At 70.9% G+C, this 15268-nt stretch carries 12 protein-coding genes; 4 read left to right on the forward strand and 8 right to left on the reverse strand.

Translation table 11 applies throughout. The annotated features are described in order from the left end of the window. Positions 1–27: 27 nt before the first annotated feature. From QQG74_RS06480 to QQG74_RS06490, 3 genes are read left to right on the forward strand one after another with little or no spacing between them, the layout of a single operon-like run. A complete protein-coding gene (locus QQG74_RS06480) occupies positions 28–1158 on the forward strand; it encodes an ABC transporter permease (RefSeq protein WP_341719387.1) in 1131 nt (376 codons plus the stop codon). Next, positions 1155–1838: an ABC transporter ATP-binding protein gene (locus QQG74_RS06485; RefSeq protein WP_341719388.1), complete on the forward strand. Its 684-nt coding sequence runs from the start codon at positions 1155–1157 to the stop codon at positions 1836–1838. The genes QQG74_RS06480 and QQG74_RS06485 overlap by 4 nt, the downstream gene beginning before the upstream one ends. Positions 1839–1882: 44 nt before the next feature. Beyond that, on the forward strand, positions 1883–2485 hold the full coding sequence (locus QQG74_RS06490) for a helix-turn-helix domain-containing protein (RefSeq protein WP_341719389.1): 603 nt from the start codon (positions 1883–1885) through the stop codon (positions 2483–2485). 186 nt (positions 2486–2671) lie between these two features. On the opposite strand, the gene QQG74_RS06495 is transcribed toward QQG74_RS06490, so the two are convergent. Then, on the reverse strand, positions 2672–4432 hold the full coding sequence (locus QQG74_RS06495; protein WP_341721148.1) for a family 43 glycosylhydrolase: 1761 nt from the start codon (positions 4430–4432) through the stop codon (positions 2672–2674). A gap of 270 nt (positions 4433–4702) precedes the next feature. On the opposite strand from QQG74_RS06495, the gene QQG74_RS06500 reads away from it, so the two are divergent. Then, a complete protein-coding gene (locus tag QQG74_RS06500; protein WP_341719390.1) occupies positions 4703–5242 on the forward strand; it encodes a hypothetical protein in 540 nt (179 codons plus the stop codon). Between the two features lie 93 nt (positions 5243–5335). Here the strand turns inward: QQG74_RS06500 and QQG74_RS06505 are convergent, their stop codons facing one another. The 7 genes from QQG74_RS06505 to QQG74_RS06535 all read right to left on the reverse strand — a co-directional run bounded on the left by QQG74_RS06505 (position 5336) and on the right by QQG74_RS06535 (position 15261). Continuing rightward, entirely contained in the window at positions 5336–6934 is a 1599-nt protein-coding gene (locus tag QQG74_RS06505; RefSeq protein WP_341719391.1) for a DHA2 family efflux MFS transporter permease subunit, read from the reverse strand. 134 nt (positions 6935–7068) lie between these two features. Beyond that, positions 7069–7401, reverse strand: coding sequence for a CU044_2847 family protein (locus QQG74_RS06510; protein ID WP_341719392.1), 333 nt, complete (start codon positions 7399–7401; stop codon positions 7069–7071). 3 nt (positions 7402–7404) lie between these two features. Beyond that, a complete protein-coding gene (locus tag QQG74_RS06515; RefSeq protein WP_341719393.1) occupies positions 7405–8766 on the reverse strand; it encodes an ABC transporter substrate-binding protein in 1362 nt (453 codons plus the stop codon). Next, the gene (locus QQG74_RS06520; protein ID WP_341719394.1) at positions 8763–9869 is read right to left on the reverse strand and encodes a hypothetical protein; all 1107 of its coding nucleotides are present in this window, start codon (positions 9867–9869) and stop codon (positions 8763–8765) included. The genes QQG74_RS06515 and QQG74_RS06520 overlap by 4 nt, the downstream gene beginning before the upstream one ends. Then, positions 9866–11308, reverse strand: coding sequence for a VWA domain-containing protein (locus tag QQG74_RS06525; protein ID WP_341719395.1), 1443 nt, complete (start codon positions 11306–11308; stop codon positions 9866–9868). The genes QQG74_RS06520 and QQG74_RS06525 overlap by 4 nt, the downstream gene beginning before the upstream one ends. A 27-nt stretch (positions 11309–11335) precedes the next feature. Next, positions 11336–13594 (reverse strand): tetratricopeptide repeat protein, encoded by a 2259-nt coding sequence (locus QQG74_RS06530; protein WP_341719396.1) that lies wholly within the window; start codon positions 13592–13594, stop codon positions 11336–11338. Continuing rightward, entirely contained in the window at positions 13591–15261 is a 1671-nt protein-coding gene (locus tag QQG74_RS06535; protein ID WP_341719397.1) for a serine protease, read from the reverse strand. Before QQG74_RS06535 ends, QQG74_RS06530 begins: the two co-directional genes overlap by 4 nt. Between the last annotated feature and the right edge of the window lie 7 nt (positions 15262–15268).

The following is a 15268-nucleotide window of genomic DNA, read 5'->3' on the forward strand; positions in this document are numbered from 1 at the left end:
CGGTTATTTTTCGGATCTGGTAAGCCCATGTTCCTCGCCATTCGCGAACTTGCCTTCGCCCGCGGCCGATTCGCCCTCATGGGTGTCGTGGTCGCGCTCATCGCGATCCTCACCGTGCTCCTGAGCGGTCTCTCCGTCGGGCTGGTGAACGACGGTGTCTCCGGCCTGCAACGGCTCCCCGTGACCTCGCTTGCCTTCCAGCACGAGGTGGCCAAGGACTCGGCGTTCTCCCGCAGCGTGGTGCCGACCGAAGCCGTCGCCACCTGGGCCGAGCAGCCCGGTGTGGCGGAGGCGGCGCCACTCGGCAACACCCTGGCCAACGGGCGGACCGACCGGGACGTCGAGATCGACCTCGCCCTCTTCGGCGTCGAACTCGGTTCGTTCCTCGACCCGGCCGTCGCCGAGGGCAACCGCCTCGCCGGGGAGGGAGAGGTGGTGATCAGCGCCACCGCGGCCGAGGAGGGGATCGCGGTGGGCGACACCATCTTCGTCGAGCCCGCCGGCACCGGGCTCAAGGTGGTGGGCGTACTCGCCGATCAACACACCTTTGGTCACGTCGACATCGGCTACCTGTCCCTGCGTACCTGGCAGGAGGTGAAGGCCGGGGTGCGCCCGGGCGACGTGCCCGCCGAGCGCATCTACGACGAGATGACCGCGGTCGCCGTCCGCGCCGCGGACGGTGCCGATGTCGACCTGACGGCCGGCGACGAGGCGGCGGGCACGACCTCGATGACCCGCGAGGAGTCGTACGGTGCCTCGCCGGGTTACACCGCCGAGACCTCGACCCTCCAGTTGATCCAGGTCTTCCTCTACGCGATCTCCGCGCTCGTGGTGGGCGCCTTCTTCACGGTGCTCACGGTGCAACGCAAGCAGGAGATCGCCGTGCTGCGGGCGCTCGGCGCGAGCACCCGCTACCTGCTTCGGGACAGCCTGCTGCAATCGGTGGTGCTCCTCGTCCTCTCCGCCGCGACCGGTGTGGCCCTCGGTGTCGCGGCCGGCGCCGCCATCTCCTCCACCCCGATGCCGTTCGTGCTGGAGGCCGGCCCCATCCTGACCGCCACCGCCCTGCTGCTCGTCCTGGGCGTCATCGGTGCCGCGGTGGCCGTCCTACGTATCACCCGCGTCGACCCGCTCACCGCGCTCGGAGGCAACCGATGACTGCCGTGCTGTCCCTGTCCGACGTCACCCTGCTGCACGGTGACGGCGACGACACCGTCACCGCCCTCGACCAGGTCGACCTGGAGGTCGCGGCGGGCGAACTGGTCGCGATCGTCGGCCCCTCGGGTGCCGGAAAGTCCAGCCTGCTCGCCGTCTGCGGAGCCCTCATCCGGCCCACCTCGGGCGAGATCCGGCTCGACGATCTCGATCTCACCGCGCTGCCGCCGCGCCGGCTCACCGCGATCCGCCGCGAACGGATCGGATTCGTGTTCCAGAGCGGGAACCTTCTCCCCGCCCTCACCAGCCTCGACCAGATCCGGCTGCCGCTGACCTTCGGCAAGTACGCCAACCCCCGCGATCCCCGGGAACTACTGGCCGAGGTCGGCATGTCGCACAAGGCCGATCGCCGCCCGCATCAGCTCTCCGGCGGTGAACGGCAGCGGGTCGGTATCGCCCGGGCTCTCGTCACCCGCCCGCAGGTGCTGCTTGTCGACGAGCCGACCGCCGCGCTGGACCGCCAGCGCAGCCAGGACGTCGTCGCCCTGCTGGCCCGCGAGGCACATGACCACGGCGTCGCCACCGTCATGGTCACCCATGATCACGAGGTGCTGCACCACTGCGACCGGGTGCTTGAGATGATTGACGGACGCTTGATGATCGCCGAGCCCAGCGCCGCCTGAGCGCCGCCGATCACCGTCGATCAACGGCCCAGGAGGAGGAGCGGGTGCCGCGCATCCAGGCAGCCACCGTTGCCGAGCACCACGCTCGGCAACGGCGCGCCCTGCTGGACGCCGCCCGCGCCCTGCTGGCCGAGGAGGAGCGGGCACCGTCGATGGCAGCGGTCGGGCGTCGTGCGGGGCTCGCCCGCAGCAGCGTCTACCAGTACTTCACCTCTGCCGACGAGCTCCTCGCGGCCGTGGTCGCCGACGTGTTTCCGAAGTGGGCCAGCCAGATTCTGAACCGGGTGATGGCGGCACCGACTCCGGCCACCCGGGTGTGGGCGTACGTGGCGGCCAGCGTGGACCTGTTCGCGAGCTCCGAGCAGGCGGTGGCGCGCGTCCTCACCCAGGTGGTGGAGCCGCGCCTGCTACAGGGGCCGATGGAGCAGTTCCACGCCCAGCTCCAGGTGCCCCTGCGGCAGGCGCTCGCCGACTTCGGCGAGCCCGAGCCGGAGACGATGGCCCAACTCGTCGACTCCCTCATCGTGCAGGCGTCCCGGGAGGTCGCGGTCGCCGACCGGACGAAGGTGGCGCCGATCAGAGAGGTCACGTTGGCCCGGCTACGTCGGCTGCTCGGCCCGTACCTCGGGCTGGATCCGCAGGACTGAAACACACCCGCCGGGCGGCGCGCGGCGAGTCCTACCTGGCGAACTTCGAGCATCTCGTCGTGCTCGCCACCGAGACGCCGTGGCCGGTCGCGGTGCGCAAGCTGGGCCTGCGCCGGTTCCACCGCTACCCGGCCGAACTGGCCTGCTTGCCGGCGTCTGGTGATGGTGTCGGCAGGTGCGGGTTGTTCAGGCGCGCGACCACTGCATGCTGGTCGCGGAGCTGCACGTGCGTTGCTCCAGCGCGGCACCGGCGGTGGTCGAGCCGCCGACCACGTTCAGGCACTTGTTGCTGTTGACATTGACCAGCTGGAAGTAGCTGTCGCCGGTCGACCGCCAGGTGAACACCTGGTTCAGGCCGTCGTGGCAGGTGTACTGGATGACCTGCGCCCCGTCAGCGGTGGAGACGTTCGAGATGTCGATGCACTTGCCGCTGTTGACGCTCTGGAGCCGGACGTTGCCGTTGCCCGCGTCGAGGAAGCGCCACTGCTGCCAGGGGTTGCCGTTGCTGGTCCACTGGCCGATCACGGCCAGGTCGTTCATGTTGGGTGACTGGACGTCGATCACCTGACCGCTGTTGCGGTTGATGATCCGGTACGACGCCGGCGTCGACGTGCCGCCGCTGCTGAACTGCCACCAGTCGACGTTGAACAGGCTGCCCGAGCCGCCGGTGAAGCGCAGGTACAGGTCACGGGTGCCGGTCGCTCCGCTGACCGGGCAGGAGGTGTCGACCCAGTTCTGCCAGCCGCCGGTACCGGAGACCCGGCAGGTGCCGACCAGTGGACCGGTGGCGCTGTCGAGGCGTACCTCGATGGTGCCGCCGGACGCGGCCGAGGCCACCCGCGCGGTGAAGGAGGCCGCGCCGGTGCCGAACGCGACGCCCTTGACCTTGATCCAGTCGCCGTTCTCGATCCAACCGACGTTCATGCTGCCGCTGCTGGCGCGTTCGGTCTCGATGCCGGAACCCCAGGCGATCGTCTCGGCCTCCTGCCGGACGTACGGGTTGAGGGTGCCGATCTGCGGGGCACCGGCGGTGGTCATGTTCATCGTCGGGATCGTGCCGTCGGCCCGGTAGGTGAACTTCTCCACCGCCACCGAGCGGGTGAAGCCGCCGCCGCCGGGCAGGGCGCCGTTGTGATAGAAGAAGTACGATCCGCCGTTGAAGTCGATGATGCCGGGATGGTTCGTGAAGCTGGCACCCTGCCGGGGCATGACCGTGCCGCGGTAGGTCCACGGTCCGGTGGGGCCGGGGGCGGTGGAGTAGGCGATGAACTCGCTACAGCACTCGGCGGCCCAGATCATGTAGTAGGTGCCGTTGCGCTTGTATACCCAGGGCCCCTCCTCGTAGAGGGTGGGTCGGCTGGCGTTGCCGGTGCGGGTGCCGAAGCCGGCGGTGGTCAGCGGGATCTGGGTCAGGCCGCCGCTGAACGAAATCATGTCGGGGTTCAGCCGCACGTACCACAGGTTGGGGTTGCCCCAGTAGAGGTACGCCTGGCCGTTGTCGTCGATGAACGCGTGCGGGTCGATCTCACCGTTCTCCAGCAGGGGGCGGCCCAGGGCGTCCCGGAACGGCCCGGTGGGGCTGCTGGACACACCGACTCCGATGGCCATCCGCCCGGTGGCCCGGTTCTTCACCGGCACGTACCAGTAGAACTGGCCGTTGCGTTCGATGACGTGCCCGGCCCAGGCGTCGGCGCTGGCCCAGCTGAACGTGGCCAGGTTCATCGGTACGCCGTGGTCGGTCCAGTTCACCATGTCGGCCGACGAGAAGACCCGCCACTCGCGCATGGTGAAGTACGTCGAACCGTCCTCGTCGCGCCCGGTGTAGAGGTACACCCGGCCGTTGTGCACAAGCGGGGCCGGGTCGGCGGTGTAGATGTGCTGCACGATCGGGTTGTCGGCCTTGGCGGTCGTGGCCGGCAGCACTGCCACGACGGCACAGACGCTCATCAGCAGGGCGAGTAGCCCGCTGGCTGTGCGGCGACCCGCGAGGGACCTTCCCATGATTGTTGTCCTCAGGGTGAACTGTCGTCGGGTTAACGGCATGGTGGTGACCTTTCTGGCTGCGGTCGTGCGCGTGACCAGAGGTGCGACAGCGGTGTGATCTCTCCATGCGGAGGCCATCGAAGCCATTTGAATAGCTCGATGTGAGCGTTAACATACTCCGCTGTTAACAGGCTCGCAAGACAGCCGTAGATGGTTTGACATACGCTGAACTCCATGCGTACGAAGTGGTGGGTTCTAGTCGCGGCCGGCGTCCTGGCCGCGACCGCCGGGTGTGCCGGATTGCCGGCGGACCGGGCGTCGACCCAGTCCCGGAAGCTCGTGACCGGGCCGTCGACGACAATCGTTGAGCCACCACGAGAACTGCTGATCCGCGACGCCGAGGGCAGCTATCCCACCGACTCGTACGCCGGGCTGACCGTGGCGGTGGCGGGGTTCGTGGTGCACCGCGTGCCGGTGGCAGGTGTGGAGGAGTTCGACGCTGGCCTACGCGATCGGTACCCGCAGTTCCGGCTCACCTTCGCCGACGCCCGACACCCTCGCCTGCTCCTGCACGAGGTGGCGAAGCGCATCGGGACGGACATCGCGTACTGGCGTGCTGAAGGGGTTGTGGTCGCGGCGGTGACGCCGCGTGCCGACGGGTCCGGGGTCGAGGTCATGGTCGACCGGGCCAGCGCCAAGCTGGCCGACACCATGCGGGCGCGGTACGGGTTTGCGGACCTCGCGTTCACTGCGGGTGAGATAACTCCCGCCTGACGGTCGCGCCCAGCCCTCGGCGAGAAGGTGTCGACCGGACGAGGGGGCCGGCGGACGGTGGCGTCCGGCCGGCCCCGACGAACGACAGCGGAATCAGTGCACGATGACCGGGGTTCTCGGCTGCTCGCCGGGGCTGCCCCCGGGCTGGTCGTCCAGCAGGTGCGAGCGTTCCCGTCGGCGGGGCAGGAACGCGGCCGGGATGAGCGTGAGCAGGACCAGCGCGAACGCCACCCAGAACGTGGTGGCGAAGGAGCTGGCGGCGAAGTCGAGCCCACGTTCGACAAGCGACTGCGGCAGCTGCTGGGCGAGGTCGGGTTGCTGCTGCGCGGCGATGGCCAGCCCCGCCTCGCTGATCGGCTCGCCGTTCGGACCGGGGACCTTCGGCGCGGAGTTCAGCTCGTTTGTCAGGATCACCGACATCACCGCGGCACCGACCGAGCCGCCGATCTGCTGGAGGATGTTCAGCAGGGTGGTGCCGCGAGCCACCTCGTGACCGGTGAGGGTCTTCAGCGCCGAGGTCATGATCGGCATCATGGTGCCGCCCATGCCCAGGCCCATCACGAACAGCGAGCCGCAGAGCAGCAGGTACGAGGTGTCCGCGTCGAGTTGGGTGAAGGTGAACATCCCGGCGACGATGAGCAGCAGCGCGAACGGCACCGTGCGGCCCACCGGCACCTTGTCGGCAAGCACGCCCGCGATCGGCATGGTGAGCATCGCGCCGATCCCCTGCGGCGCGATCAGCAGGCCGGCGTGCAGCGTCGACTCGGCGCGTACCTGGAGGAAGTAGCTCGGGAAGAGCAGCCCGGCACCCATGAACGCGATGATGAAGACGAACATGGTCACCGCCGCGACGGTCAGCCGGCGGTTGCGGAACAACCGCAGGTCGAGCAGCGGGTGCTGGGGCTTGAACGAGTAGCGGACAAAGGCCACCACCAGCGCCGCGCCGACAAGCATCGGGCCCCAGACCTCCGGGTCGGCGAAGGTGCCGGTTTCGGGCAGCGTGGAGACGCCGTAGAGGAACAGGGCGAGGCCGGGGGAGAGCATCAGCATGCCGACGAAGTCGAACGACTCGGACGGCTCGGGGTTGTCCCTCGGCAGGGCCAACTGCGCGTAGACAAGCGCGACGATGCCGATCGGCAGGTTGATCAGGAAGATCCAGTGCCAGCTCGCCACGTCGATCAGCCAGCCACCGAGGATCGGGCCGCTGATCGGCCCGAGCAGCATCGGAATGCCGAGCACTGCCATCAGTCGGCCGATCCGGTGCGGGCCGGCCGCCCTGGTCATGATCGTCATGCCGATCGGCATCAGCATGCCGCCACCGAGACCCTGCAACACCCGGTACGCGATCAGTTGCCCGATCGTGTCGGCCGTGGCGCAGAGGCCGGACCCGATGACGAACAGTGCCAGCGCGATCATGTAGAGGCGTTTCGTGCCGAACCGGTCGGCGGCCCACCCACTGATCGGGATCACCGTGGCCAGTGCCAGCGTGTAGCCGGTCATCGTCCAGGCGACGCGGGCGTACGAGGCGTCGAATTCGCTCTGGAACGTCGGCAGGGCGACGCTAACCACAGTCACGTCGAGGATCGACATGATCGCGCCGAGCACCACGACACCGGCCACCTTGAGCACGGCAGCGTCGAGTTTGTTCGATGTCGCGACTGGCGGCGGTGCCGCGACAGGTTGCTGTGTCACGAGGTCTCCTGAAGTCGGATGTGACCGGGATCGGTGCCGGTGGTGGCGTGGCGCGCCCAGGAAGATTAATCACCGCCACCGACAGCGCGCCGCCGGTTTATCTACCTACCGTCGGGTTCGACAGGTGTTCCTCGTCACGCGGTGGGAGCGTCCGGTGACCGCTGCCACCGCACGGTCACCTCGAACTGACCCTGGACCCCGGTACGCGCGATCACCGCGTTCGCGTCCGCGGTCAACTGCACCCCGAACTTGATCTCGATCTCGTCTGGCCGGTGGGCCATCGACTGGAACTGGGCGAGCGCGACGGAGGCGGCGTCGCGTACCTCCGCCAGGGCCCGGTCGAACGTCACCCGCGCGTCCTGGACGACCTTGCCCGCGTTGCCGGCCTGGGTCACACCCGGCTTGCCGTCGACCTCCACCACCACCGAGCCACCGGACTCAAGCTGGAATCGTCGCAACTGGCTCATCTCTCAGGCCCCTTGTTCGTCGGTCGGTGGTGTTGCCGGATCGCAGCCCAGGTCCATCCACTCGGCGCGCGGAACCGCACCGGCCACCGCGTCGAGTTCGGTGAGCAACGCGTCGAGACGGTCGGGCTGATGAAGATAGACCAGCACCGCCCGCTCGAAGGCGGTGGCCACCGCGGTCGGCAGCAGGTCCGAGCCGTCGCGGCAGAGCGTCCCGGTGCCGAGTCGGGCCGCGATCCTGCCGATCACCGGATCGGCATCGCCGGCCGGCTGGCCCCGGCGGCTGAAGAACAGCCCCTCGCTGGACTGCCGCCAGATCTGCTGGGCCCGCTCCGAGGCCAGGTAGGCCATCAGCTTCCGGGCCGGCTCGGTGTCCTGGAACATCGCGGCCACATCGTCGGAGACCTCCTGAAGCGACGAAGTGGCCGCCGACCCGATCGGTGGCATCGGGAAGAAGTCGAAGCGGCCCGGCTCGACGTCCGGCAGGGAGCGGTAGTTGCGGACCACGAACGAGCCCTGATGGTCCAGGTGGCAACCGGGCGGCGAGGTGAACAGGCCGGCCCCCGCCTCCAGCCAGGTGGCGAAGAGCGCGGCCCGCGCCGCGTCCCGGGACGATGCGGTCTGCAACAGCTCACCCCAGGCGCGCCAGGCGTTCCGGACCGGCTCGGCGCGCCAGGACAGCTCGCCCCGGGTCCACTGCTCGTACGCCTGCTGCCCGGACTGGTGCAGCAGGATGTCCTCGATCCAGTCCGTGCCGGGCCAGCCGGTGACCGGCGGCGAACTCATCCCCAGGCACCAGGAGACCCGCGCGTCGGACCCGATGGCCACCAACTCGTCCCAGCTGGTCGGCGGCCGGGGGTGGCCGACCTCGGCCAGCCGGGCCGGGTCGTACCAGAACACGCTCTTGAGATGGGTGGCGACGGCGACCGCGTAGACGCGTTTCGGGCCGACCGGCTGGCCGTCCGGTTCGGCCCGGCCGGCGATGCGGATCAACTGCGGCCCCGCGCCCGGGTCGTCGGTCAGCCCGGCGATCCCGTCCAGCGGGCGCAGCGCGTCCTCGTTGACGTAGCGTTGCAGGTCGTTGAGGCGGGGCACGATCGCGACATCGGGCGGGCGCTGCCGCTCGATGCCCGCCTGGAGCACCTGACTGACGTCCCGGTGGCCCTGGTAGTCGGCGCGGATGCCGGTCTCGGCCTCGAACCCGTCGAGCACCGCGCGGAAGACGTCCTGCTCCTCGCCCGTCCAGGAGCCGAGCACGGTCACCCGCCCGGCCGGCTCGGCAGCGGAGCAGCCGACCAGCCCGGTGCCGGCCAGCAGCGTGGTGACCAGGGCCAGCGCCGTTGCTGAGGTACCTCTGCGGTTGGTCATGTCGACAGGTGTCCGTATTCCGCCAGGCGGGGCTGGAATCCCGCGAGCACCAGCACCGCGATGCCGAGGGCCAGCACCGGCAGGACGAACTCCACCGAGCGGCTGTCGGCCGCCCGGTCGGCGCGGGCCATCGTCTCGGCCTCCAGCGCGGCGGCACCGCCCGGCGTCCCCGCCGGGTCGGCCTGGGCGTCGGCGTCGAGCGCCGCGAGGACGGACTCGCACGCCTGCGGGCACTCCTTGCGCACTTCGGCGGCGAGCCGCTCGGCAGCCATGGCACCCACCTGCTGGACCTGCTGTTGCCGGCTGTCGTGGACGGACTGGATGTCCTGCCCGACCTGATCCAGCTGGGTCGCCGAACCCAGGCTCAGCGAGGTCAGCCAGACCATCACCACCGTCGCCGCCGTCGCCAGCAGGAGGGGGACGTTCACCGTCCGCCGGAACCGGCGGGACAGGTAGCCCTGTGCCACCACCAGCAGTACGCCGAGGACGACCAGCGGCAACAGCCAGGCGAGCGGGGTGAAGCGCTGCGTCCAGCCGGCGGCCACCTGCTCGTCAAGCACGGCCAACTGCTTTTCCCGCAACGTGTCGAGCAGCGCCAGGATGTCGTTCAGCAGGCTTGTCGCGTCGCGCAGCGCGGCGGCGCCGAGCGCCCGCAGGCCCGCGTCCCGGTACCGCGCGTCGGCCTGCCCGATCAGCCCGGTGTACGTGACCAGCAGTGCCTCGATGGTCTGGATGTCCCGGGTGCCGGCGTCGCCTGCCGCATTGTTCTCGGCGATCAGGGTGAGGTACTGGCCGGCCCCGGCGATCTGGCGCTGGTATTCCACCCCCGGCCCGCCCAGCACCGTCCCACCGTCGGCGAGGTTGCCCACCGCCGCGGCGTGTGCGCTGCGCAGCGCGTGTTGCGCGTCGTGCACGGCGAGAATCGCCGGCACCGACCGGGTGGCCGCCGCGTCGGCAGTGCGGGCGACACCGAGGAAGACCGTCAGGCAGCCGATCAGGGCGATCGCCGTGCTGGCGAGCAGAGCCGTCCGCAGGCGCAACAGCGTACGCCGGGTGGTGCTGACGCGCCGGCCCGGCGGCCGGGGAGTGGCTACCGTCGTCACGTCCCCGCCCGCCCGGCCGGATCGGCGGTGCCCAACTCGGCGTTGCAACGCTCGCAGTACTCCGCGTCGGACGGCGACGGCCAGCCACAGTCACCGCAGAGGCGGTGTGCCTCCGGCGGCCCGTGCTGGGCCGGTGGGCGTGGCTGGTCGGGGTACCGCGTCTGGCTCGACATCACGGAGCTGACGTGTACGTCCATCCGGCTGAGCTGCGGTTTCAACCGGACCAGGCCGGTGGGCTCGATGTCGACCAGGTACCGCAACTGCTCCAGCGCCGGCTCGTCCCGGGTCTGGGTGGCCAGCCTCACCGCTCGGCTCCACTGGGCATGGGCCTCGATCAGGTCGCCCCGGTCGTACGCGTCGCAGCCGGCGTTTATCGCCTGGCGCACGTCCTCCTGCCCGGTCACCTGGGAGACGTCGGAGTCGAGCCTTGCCGACTTCACCAGATCGTCGGTCCAGTTCACCAGCACGGTGGCGGTGCCGGGCCGCACCTTTCCACCGACCACCAGGTCGACCCGGGCGGCCAGGCGGTCCTCGTCCAGGATGCCGTCGGGCGCTGTGACGTCCAGGCGCAGGTGGAAATCGCGGCGCTCCGCGCCCCATGATCCGGTGGCGAACTCCACGGTCCGCTCGTCGACCTCGTTCGCCTGCTCGCTGAGATCCATCAGGGCGGGCCTGGCCTGCTTGAAGAAGCCGACCCGGGAGTACGGCAGGGTCTGCACCCGGATCCGTACATCGGGTTGCAGCTTGGCCAGGGCGGCACGGATCGTCTCCCGGAAACCCGCCTCCAACTCGGCCGGCCGGCGCACCGCCTCGGCGGTGCCGTTGAGCACGGTGGCGATGCGGATCAGGTCCCGGGGACGCCAGCCGTCGCCGATGCCCCGGGTGTCGCAGACGAACCTGCCGACGCAGGTGTGCAGCACCCGCTCCAACTCCTCCTGGGTCTCGTGCTGGTTGATGCCGTCGGTGAGCAGCAGCACGTGACAGATCGCCGATGCCTCGGTGGGCAGCAGATCTCGGGCTGCGGCCAGCCAACTGCCCATTGCCGTCCCGCCGCTGGCGCTGAGCCGGGCAACGACCGCCTTGGCCCGCTTCCGGCTGGCCGCCGACGCGACCGCCAGCCCGGGTTCGGGCGGGTAGACCAGCCGGGCCCGCTCGGTCCCCTCGATCACGGCGAACCGGACCCCGTCGGGCAGTACGTCGATGGCGGCGGCGGTGGCCTGGCGCGCCGCCCCGATCTTCGTCGGTGGATCCGTCATCGATCCGGAGCAGTCGATCACCAGCACCTCGACCAGTTGCGCCGGATCCGGTCCGGGCGCCCGATCATCCCCGTCGGTCGCCCGGCGCCCGGTGACCGAGAGGATCGCGTGCATCGTCGTGCCGCCCACCGGCAGATACTTGTTCTGGTTGACCTCCAGGCTGAACTCCACGGCGGCGTTCACTGATCACGCTCCCCTCCAGGTTGGTCCTCACCATCGGGTCCGGGGCCGTACCGCGTTCGCCCGGTCGATGAGCACGTTGTGCTCCTCGGGCTGGTGCGCCTGTTGGGCGAGCGCCCGGTACGACCGGTCCAGCAGTTCGCGGACGCCACGCTCGGTCGGCGGCGTGCCGAGCACCGGGCCCGGTACCAGGCCGGCATCGCTCCCGGAGCGGATCAGGTCGAGCGCCACCTCCCGGATCGCCGCCGTCAGCCGGTCGCGGGACTCGCCGTGCCGCTCGCCGCCGTCGAGGTGCAGGGTGGCCAGCCGACGTACGGCCGCGCTCAGGTCGCTGGCGGTGGGCAACTCGGGGGCGGCGGACGACTCGCCGGCCAGCCGGGACGAGAGCACCCGCACGGCGGCGATCCGCGCCGCGTCGTGGTGTCGGGACAGCGCCGGGACCTCGTCGAGGATGGCGACGGCGCCGGCCCGGTCGAGCGCCGCCAACCGGAGCCGGGCCAGCCCGAACGCGGCGCTTGCCTGGAACGGGTCCCGCCGCCAGACCGCGGCGTAGTAGCGGGCCGCTCGTGGGCCGTCGCGGCGCCGCTCGGCGCAGTAGCCCAGGGCGAGCTTGGGCGCGATCTCGCCGGGAATGTCGGCGTAGACCGCGTCGAACTCGCCGACGGCATCGCCGACCCGGTCCTCGGTCAGGGCGATCAGCGCCCGGTGCCAGGCGAGTCGCCAGTCCGCCGCCGCCCGCGCCCCGAGCAGCGCCTCGGCGGCGGTCAGGGCGACCACGGCCGAGCGGGCATCGCCCAGTTCGAGGTGGGCCCGGGCCCGGCTCAGTGCCACCTCGACCGACTCCTGCGGCACGGTGGCCAGCTTGTTGAGCAGGCTCTGCGCGTCCGGCGCGTCGATCGTGCCCAGTGCTCCGGCGGCCGGGTCGTCCGGGTCGGGGCGTGGCACCGGCAGGCCGAGCGCCACCACCCGGGCGGCGGGACAGCCGTGGTCCAGCACGGCGGCGTCCTGCTCACCGATCCAGGTGTGCAGCGGCAGGACCAGCCCGAGGCCCGCGTCGAGCAGCCGGGCGGCGGGCTGGAAGAGCGAGATCGGCTCGGCCTGGCGCTGGTCCGGTGCGCCGGCCAGGATCTCCCGTAACACTCCCAGCAACTGCTCGGACATCTCCCGGGCGGTGGCGAACCGCCGGTTCCAGTCGGGGTGCGTGGCGCGATCGACGAGCCGGCGGAACGACTCGACGCCCAGCGCGTCGTCAGCCGCGCCGGGAGTGTCCGGCCCCGGCGTCCGGTGGGCGAAGAGTTCGGTGAGCGTGCGGCCGAGTGCGAACAGGTCGGAGCGCGGGCTGGCCCCCCGGGTCTGGAGTTCCTCCCTGCCGACCATGAAGCCGGCAGACCCGACGAGCCCGGTGTGGCCGCCGTCGTCGCGGCGGACCCCGCCCAGGTCGATCACCTTGATCCGGTCGGCGGTACGCATCACGTTGTCCGGCTTCATGTCCGTGTAGAGCAGGCCGCGCCGGTGCAGGTAGTCCAGGGCGGCCAGGATCTCGTGCCCGTACGCGAGGATGTGGTCCAGCGGCAGCGAGACGTCCGGCTGCCGTGGGTCCTTGGCCGCCCTGAGCAGGCTGCGCAGCGACATGCCGTCGAGGTAGTCCATCACGATGTAGCCGGTCGGACCGGCGACCGGGTCGTCGTGGATGGCGAAGTCGATGCTCCGGACGATGTTGGGATGGTCAAGTGAGTTGAGAAATTGTCGCTCCTGGACCGCAGCGGCGAGTGCCTTCTCGTCGTTTGCGTGCAGCACGCCCTTCAGCGCGACCTCGATGTGATCCTGATGGGCGTCCCGGGCCAGGTAGATCCAGCCCTGACCGCCCCGGGCCAGGCAGCGCACCACCTCGTAACGGTCGGCGACGACCGCCCCGGGCCCGAGGCCGGGCAGGAAGCGGAAGGGGGTGCGGCAGCGGGGGCAGTACCCCTCGTCCAGGCCGGGGCGGCCGGCCCGGCTCCGACCGACCGGATGACCCTTGGCGCAGAACCGGTCCTGCTCCGGCACCCGCAGTGGCTGCGTCGCCGCCTGCCCGGGGGAGAAGGTCAGCACCGGCAGCGAGACGAGGCTGGCCACCAGCCAGCTGTCCCGTTGGGACGACCGGGACGCCGCCGGTTGCTCCGGCCGATCGACCGGCACGAACTGGGCAGCCGGGGGAGTGGGAGGAACGGGGGAAAGCCCGCAGCGGTCGCAGTAGCCGGTCTCGTTGACCGTGCCGGTGCAGCCGGCCGTCCGGGTGCAGCCGCTCAACGCGCACCCCGCTGCGACCCGTCCGCGATCCGGTCCACAAGCGCCTCGCTGTATCGCCGCACCGCCGCGTCGGCGGCCACCAGGTCGCAATCGCCGCCGACGAGCAACTCGTGCGCCCGACGGTAGATCGGGCTCAGCACCGGGTCCTCCGCGAGGCCGTGGCGGATCGCCTGGGCGAGGAACCCGTCGAGTCGACCGGACAACTCCGACCAGCTCTCCGCCAACCCGACGAGCTGCTGCCGCACCGCCTCGGCCTTGCGCAACGCCCGGTCGGTCACCCGCTCGGCGGCGGCCAGGTCGGCGGCGAGCGAGTCGGGTCCGCCGGCTGCGACCGCGGCCCGCAGCGTGGTGAGCAGCACCCGCAGCTCGGTCGCCCGGGACGGGGTGGGCGGCGCGTCGGCCACCAGCGTGGCGACCTTGCGGTACGCGCGGCGGGCGGCCTCCTCGGTGGCCCGCAGACTGGCGACGCGGCTGGCCAGCAGGGTGATGCGCAACGGTACCGACTCGTTGCGGAAGGTCAGCAGCAGTCGCAGCCCTCGCGCGGGCGCCTGGTCCACCATGGGCAGCACCACAGTGGAGAGCAGCTTGTCCGGATCGTCGGCCTCGTCGATGTTGTTGATGATCAGGGCTTGCGGTGCCGTGTCGAAGGTCTGGACATCGGTGCCGCCGTCGGTTTCGCCGGCCCAGTCGGCGATCCGCTGGGACACCTCCCGGGTGCTCTTGCCCGCCACGTCCACCGCCAGGTCGATGCTGCCCACCGGCAGCAGGGCGGCCCGATCGTCCGGATCGCCAGTCGGGCCGGCGGGCGGGCGGAACTCCCGGCTGGAGGAGACGGCGGCCTGCCGCACCGCTGCGGCGGTGCCGGAACCCGGATGGCCGAGCACCAGGATCAGCACGTTCGCGAACCGCCGTTGTTCGAAGAAGTCGGCCAGCTGACTGGCGATCGTCGGGTCGGCCGAAGCGTGATCGAGCCGCAGGAAATCGCGATCGACCGAGGGCTCGCCGGACACCCAGGCACGGGCCGGCGGAAGGTAGCGCAGGATCGTCTCGACCGGGATCATCCAGGACAGCCCGCTGGCCGGCGCGCGGCCGGCGACGGGAAGCTGCTCGCCGTCGCTGTTGTCGTACGCGCTCACCACCATTCCCACGACGTGCCCGGTGGCCGAGTCGACCACCGCCGCGCCGCTGAAGCCCTGGATGATCTGAGGGCCGGTGGTGTCCGAATCCATCTGGACCCACTCGCGTCCGGCACCGGCCGGCCCGGCGAGCCGGGCCCGGACGTGCAGGCCGTGCTCCACTGTCTCCGGAAAGCCGCACACCACCACCCGGCGGCCCCACGGCCGCACCCGGCGCAGCGGTGCGAACGGGCCGCGCGACAACGGCACCGCCAACTCCAGCAACGCGACGTCACCGCGCCCGTCGTCGCCGGGTGGGGCCCAGCAGCCGGGCACGACCCGGGCCGAAACCGTCGGGGTGCCCGGTTGACCGATGAGGTCGACGTCGACCGGAGCGTCGGGTGCGGTGCCGGTGGGAGTGGTTGCGCCCGCATCGCGAACGACGTGTGCGCAGGTAAGCACATGGCGTTCGTGCACCGCCATGCCGGCGCCGACGACTCCGTGCGGGCCGCGGATGCGGACCGGCCACGGCTCAGCGCCAACGTCGAACACCTTGCTC

This window comes from Micromonospora sp. FIMYZ51, from assembly GCF_038246755.1.
Taxonomy (GTDB): Bacteria; Actinomycetota; Actinomycetes; order Mycobacteriales; family Micromonosporaceae; genus Micromonospora.

Bases quoted from the DNA above. Each gene is read 5' to 3' on its own strand.
- QQG74_RS06480 (WP_341719387.1), top strand. From the start codon at position 28: ATGTTCCTCGCCATTCGCGAACTTGCCTTCGCCCGCGGCCGATTCGCC.
- QQG74_RS06485 (WP_341719388.1), top strand. From the start codon at position 1,155: ATGACTGCCGTGCTGTCCCTGTCCGACGTCACCCTGCTGCACGGTGAC.
- QQG74_RS06495 (WP_341721148.1), bottom strand. From the start codon at position 4,432: ATGAGCGTCTGTGCCGTCGTGGCAGTGCTGCCGGCCACGACCGCCAAG.
- QQG74_RS06500 (WP_341719390.1), top strand. From the start codon at position 4,703: ATGCGTACGAAGTGGTGGGTTCTAGTCGCGGCCGGCGTCCTGGCCGCG.
- QQG74_RS06510 (WP_341719392.1), bottom strand. From the start codon at position 7,401: ATGAGCCAGTTGCGACGATTCCAGCTTGAGTCCGGTGGCTCGGTGGTG.
- QQG74_RS06515 (WP_341719393.1), bottom strand. From the start codon at position 8,766: ATGACCAACCGCAGAGGTACCTCAGCAACGGCGCTGGCCCTGGTCACC.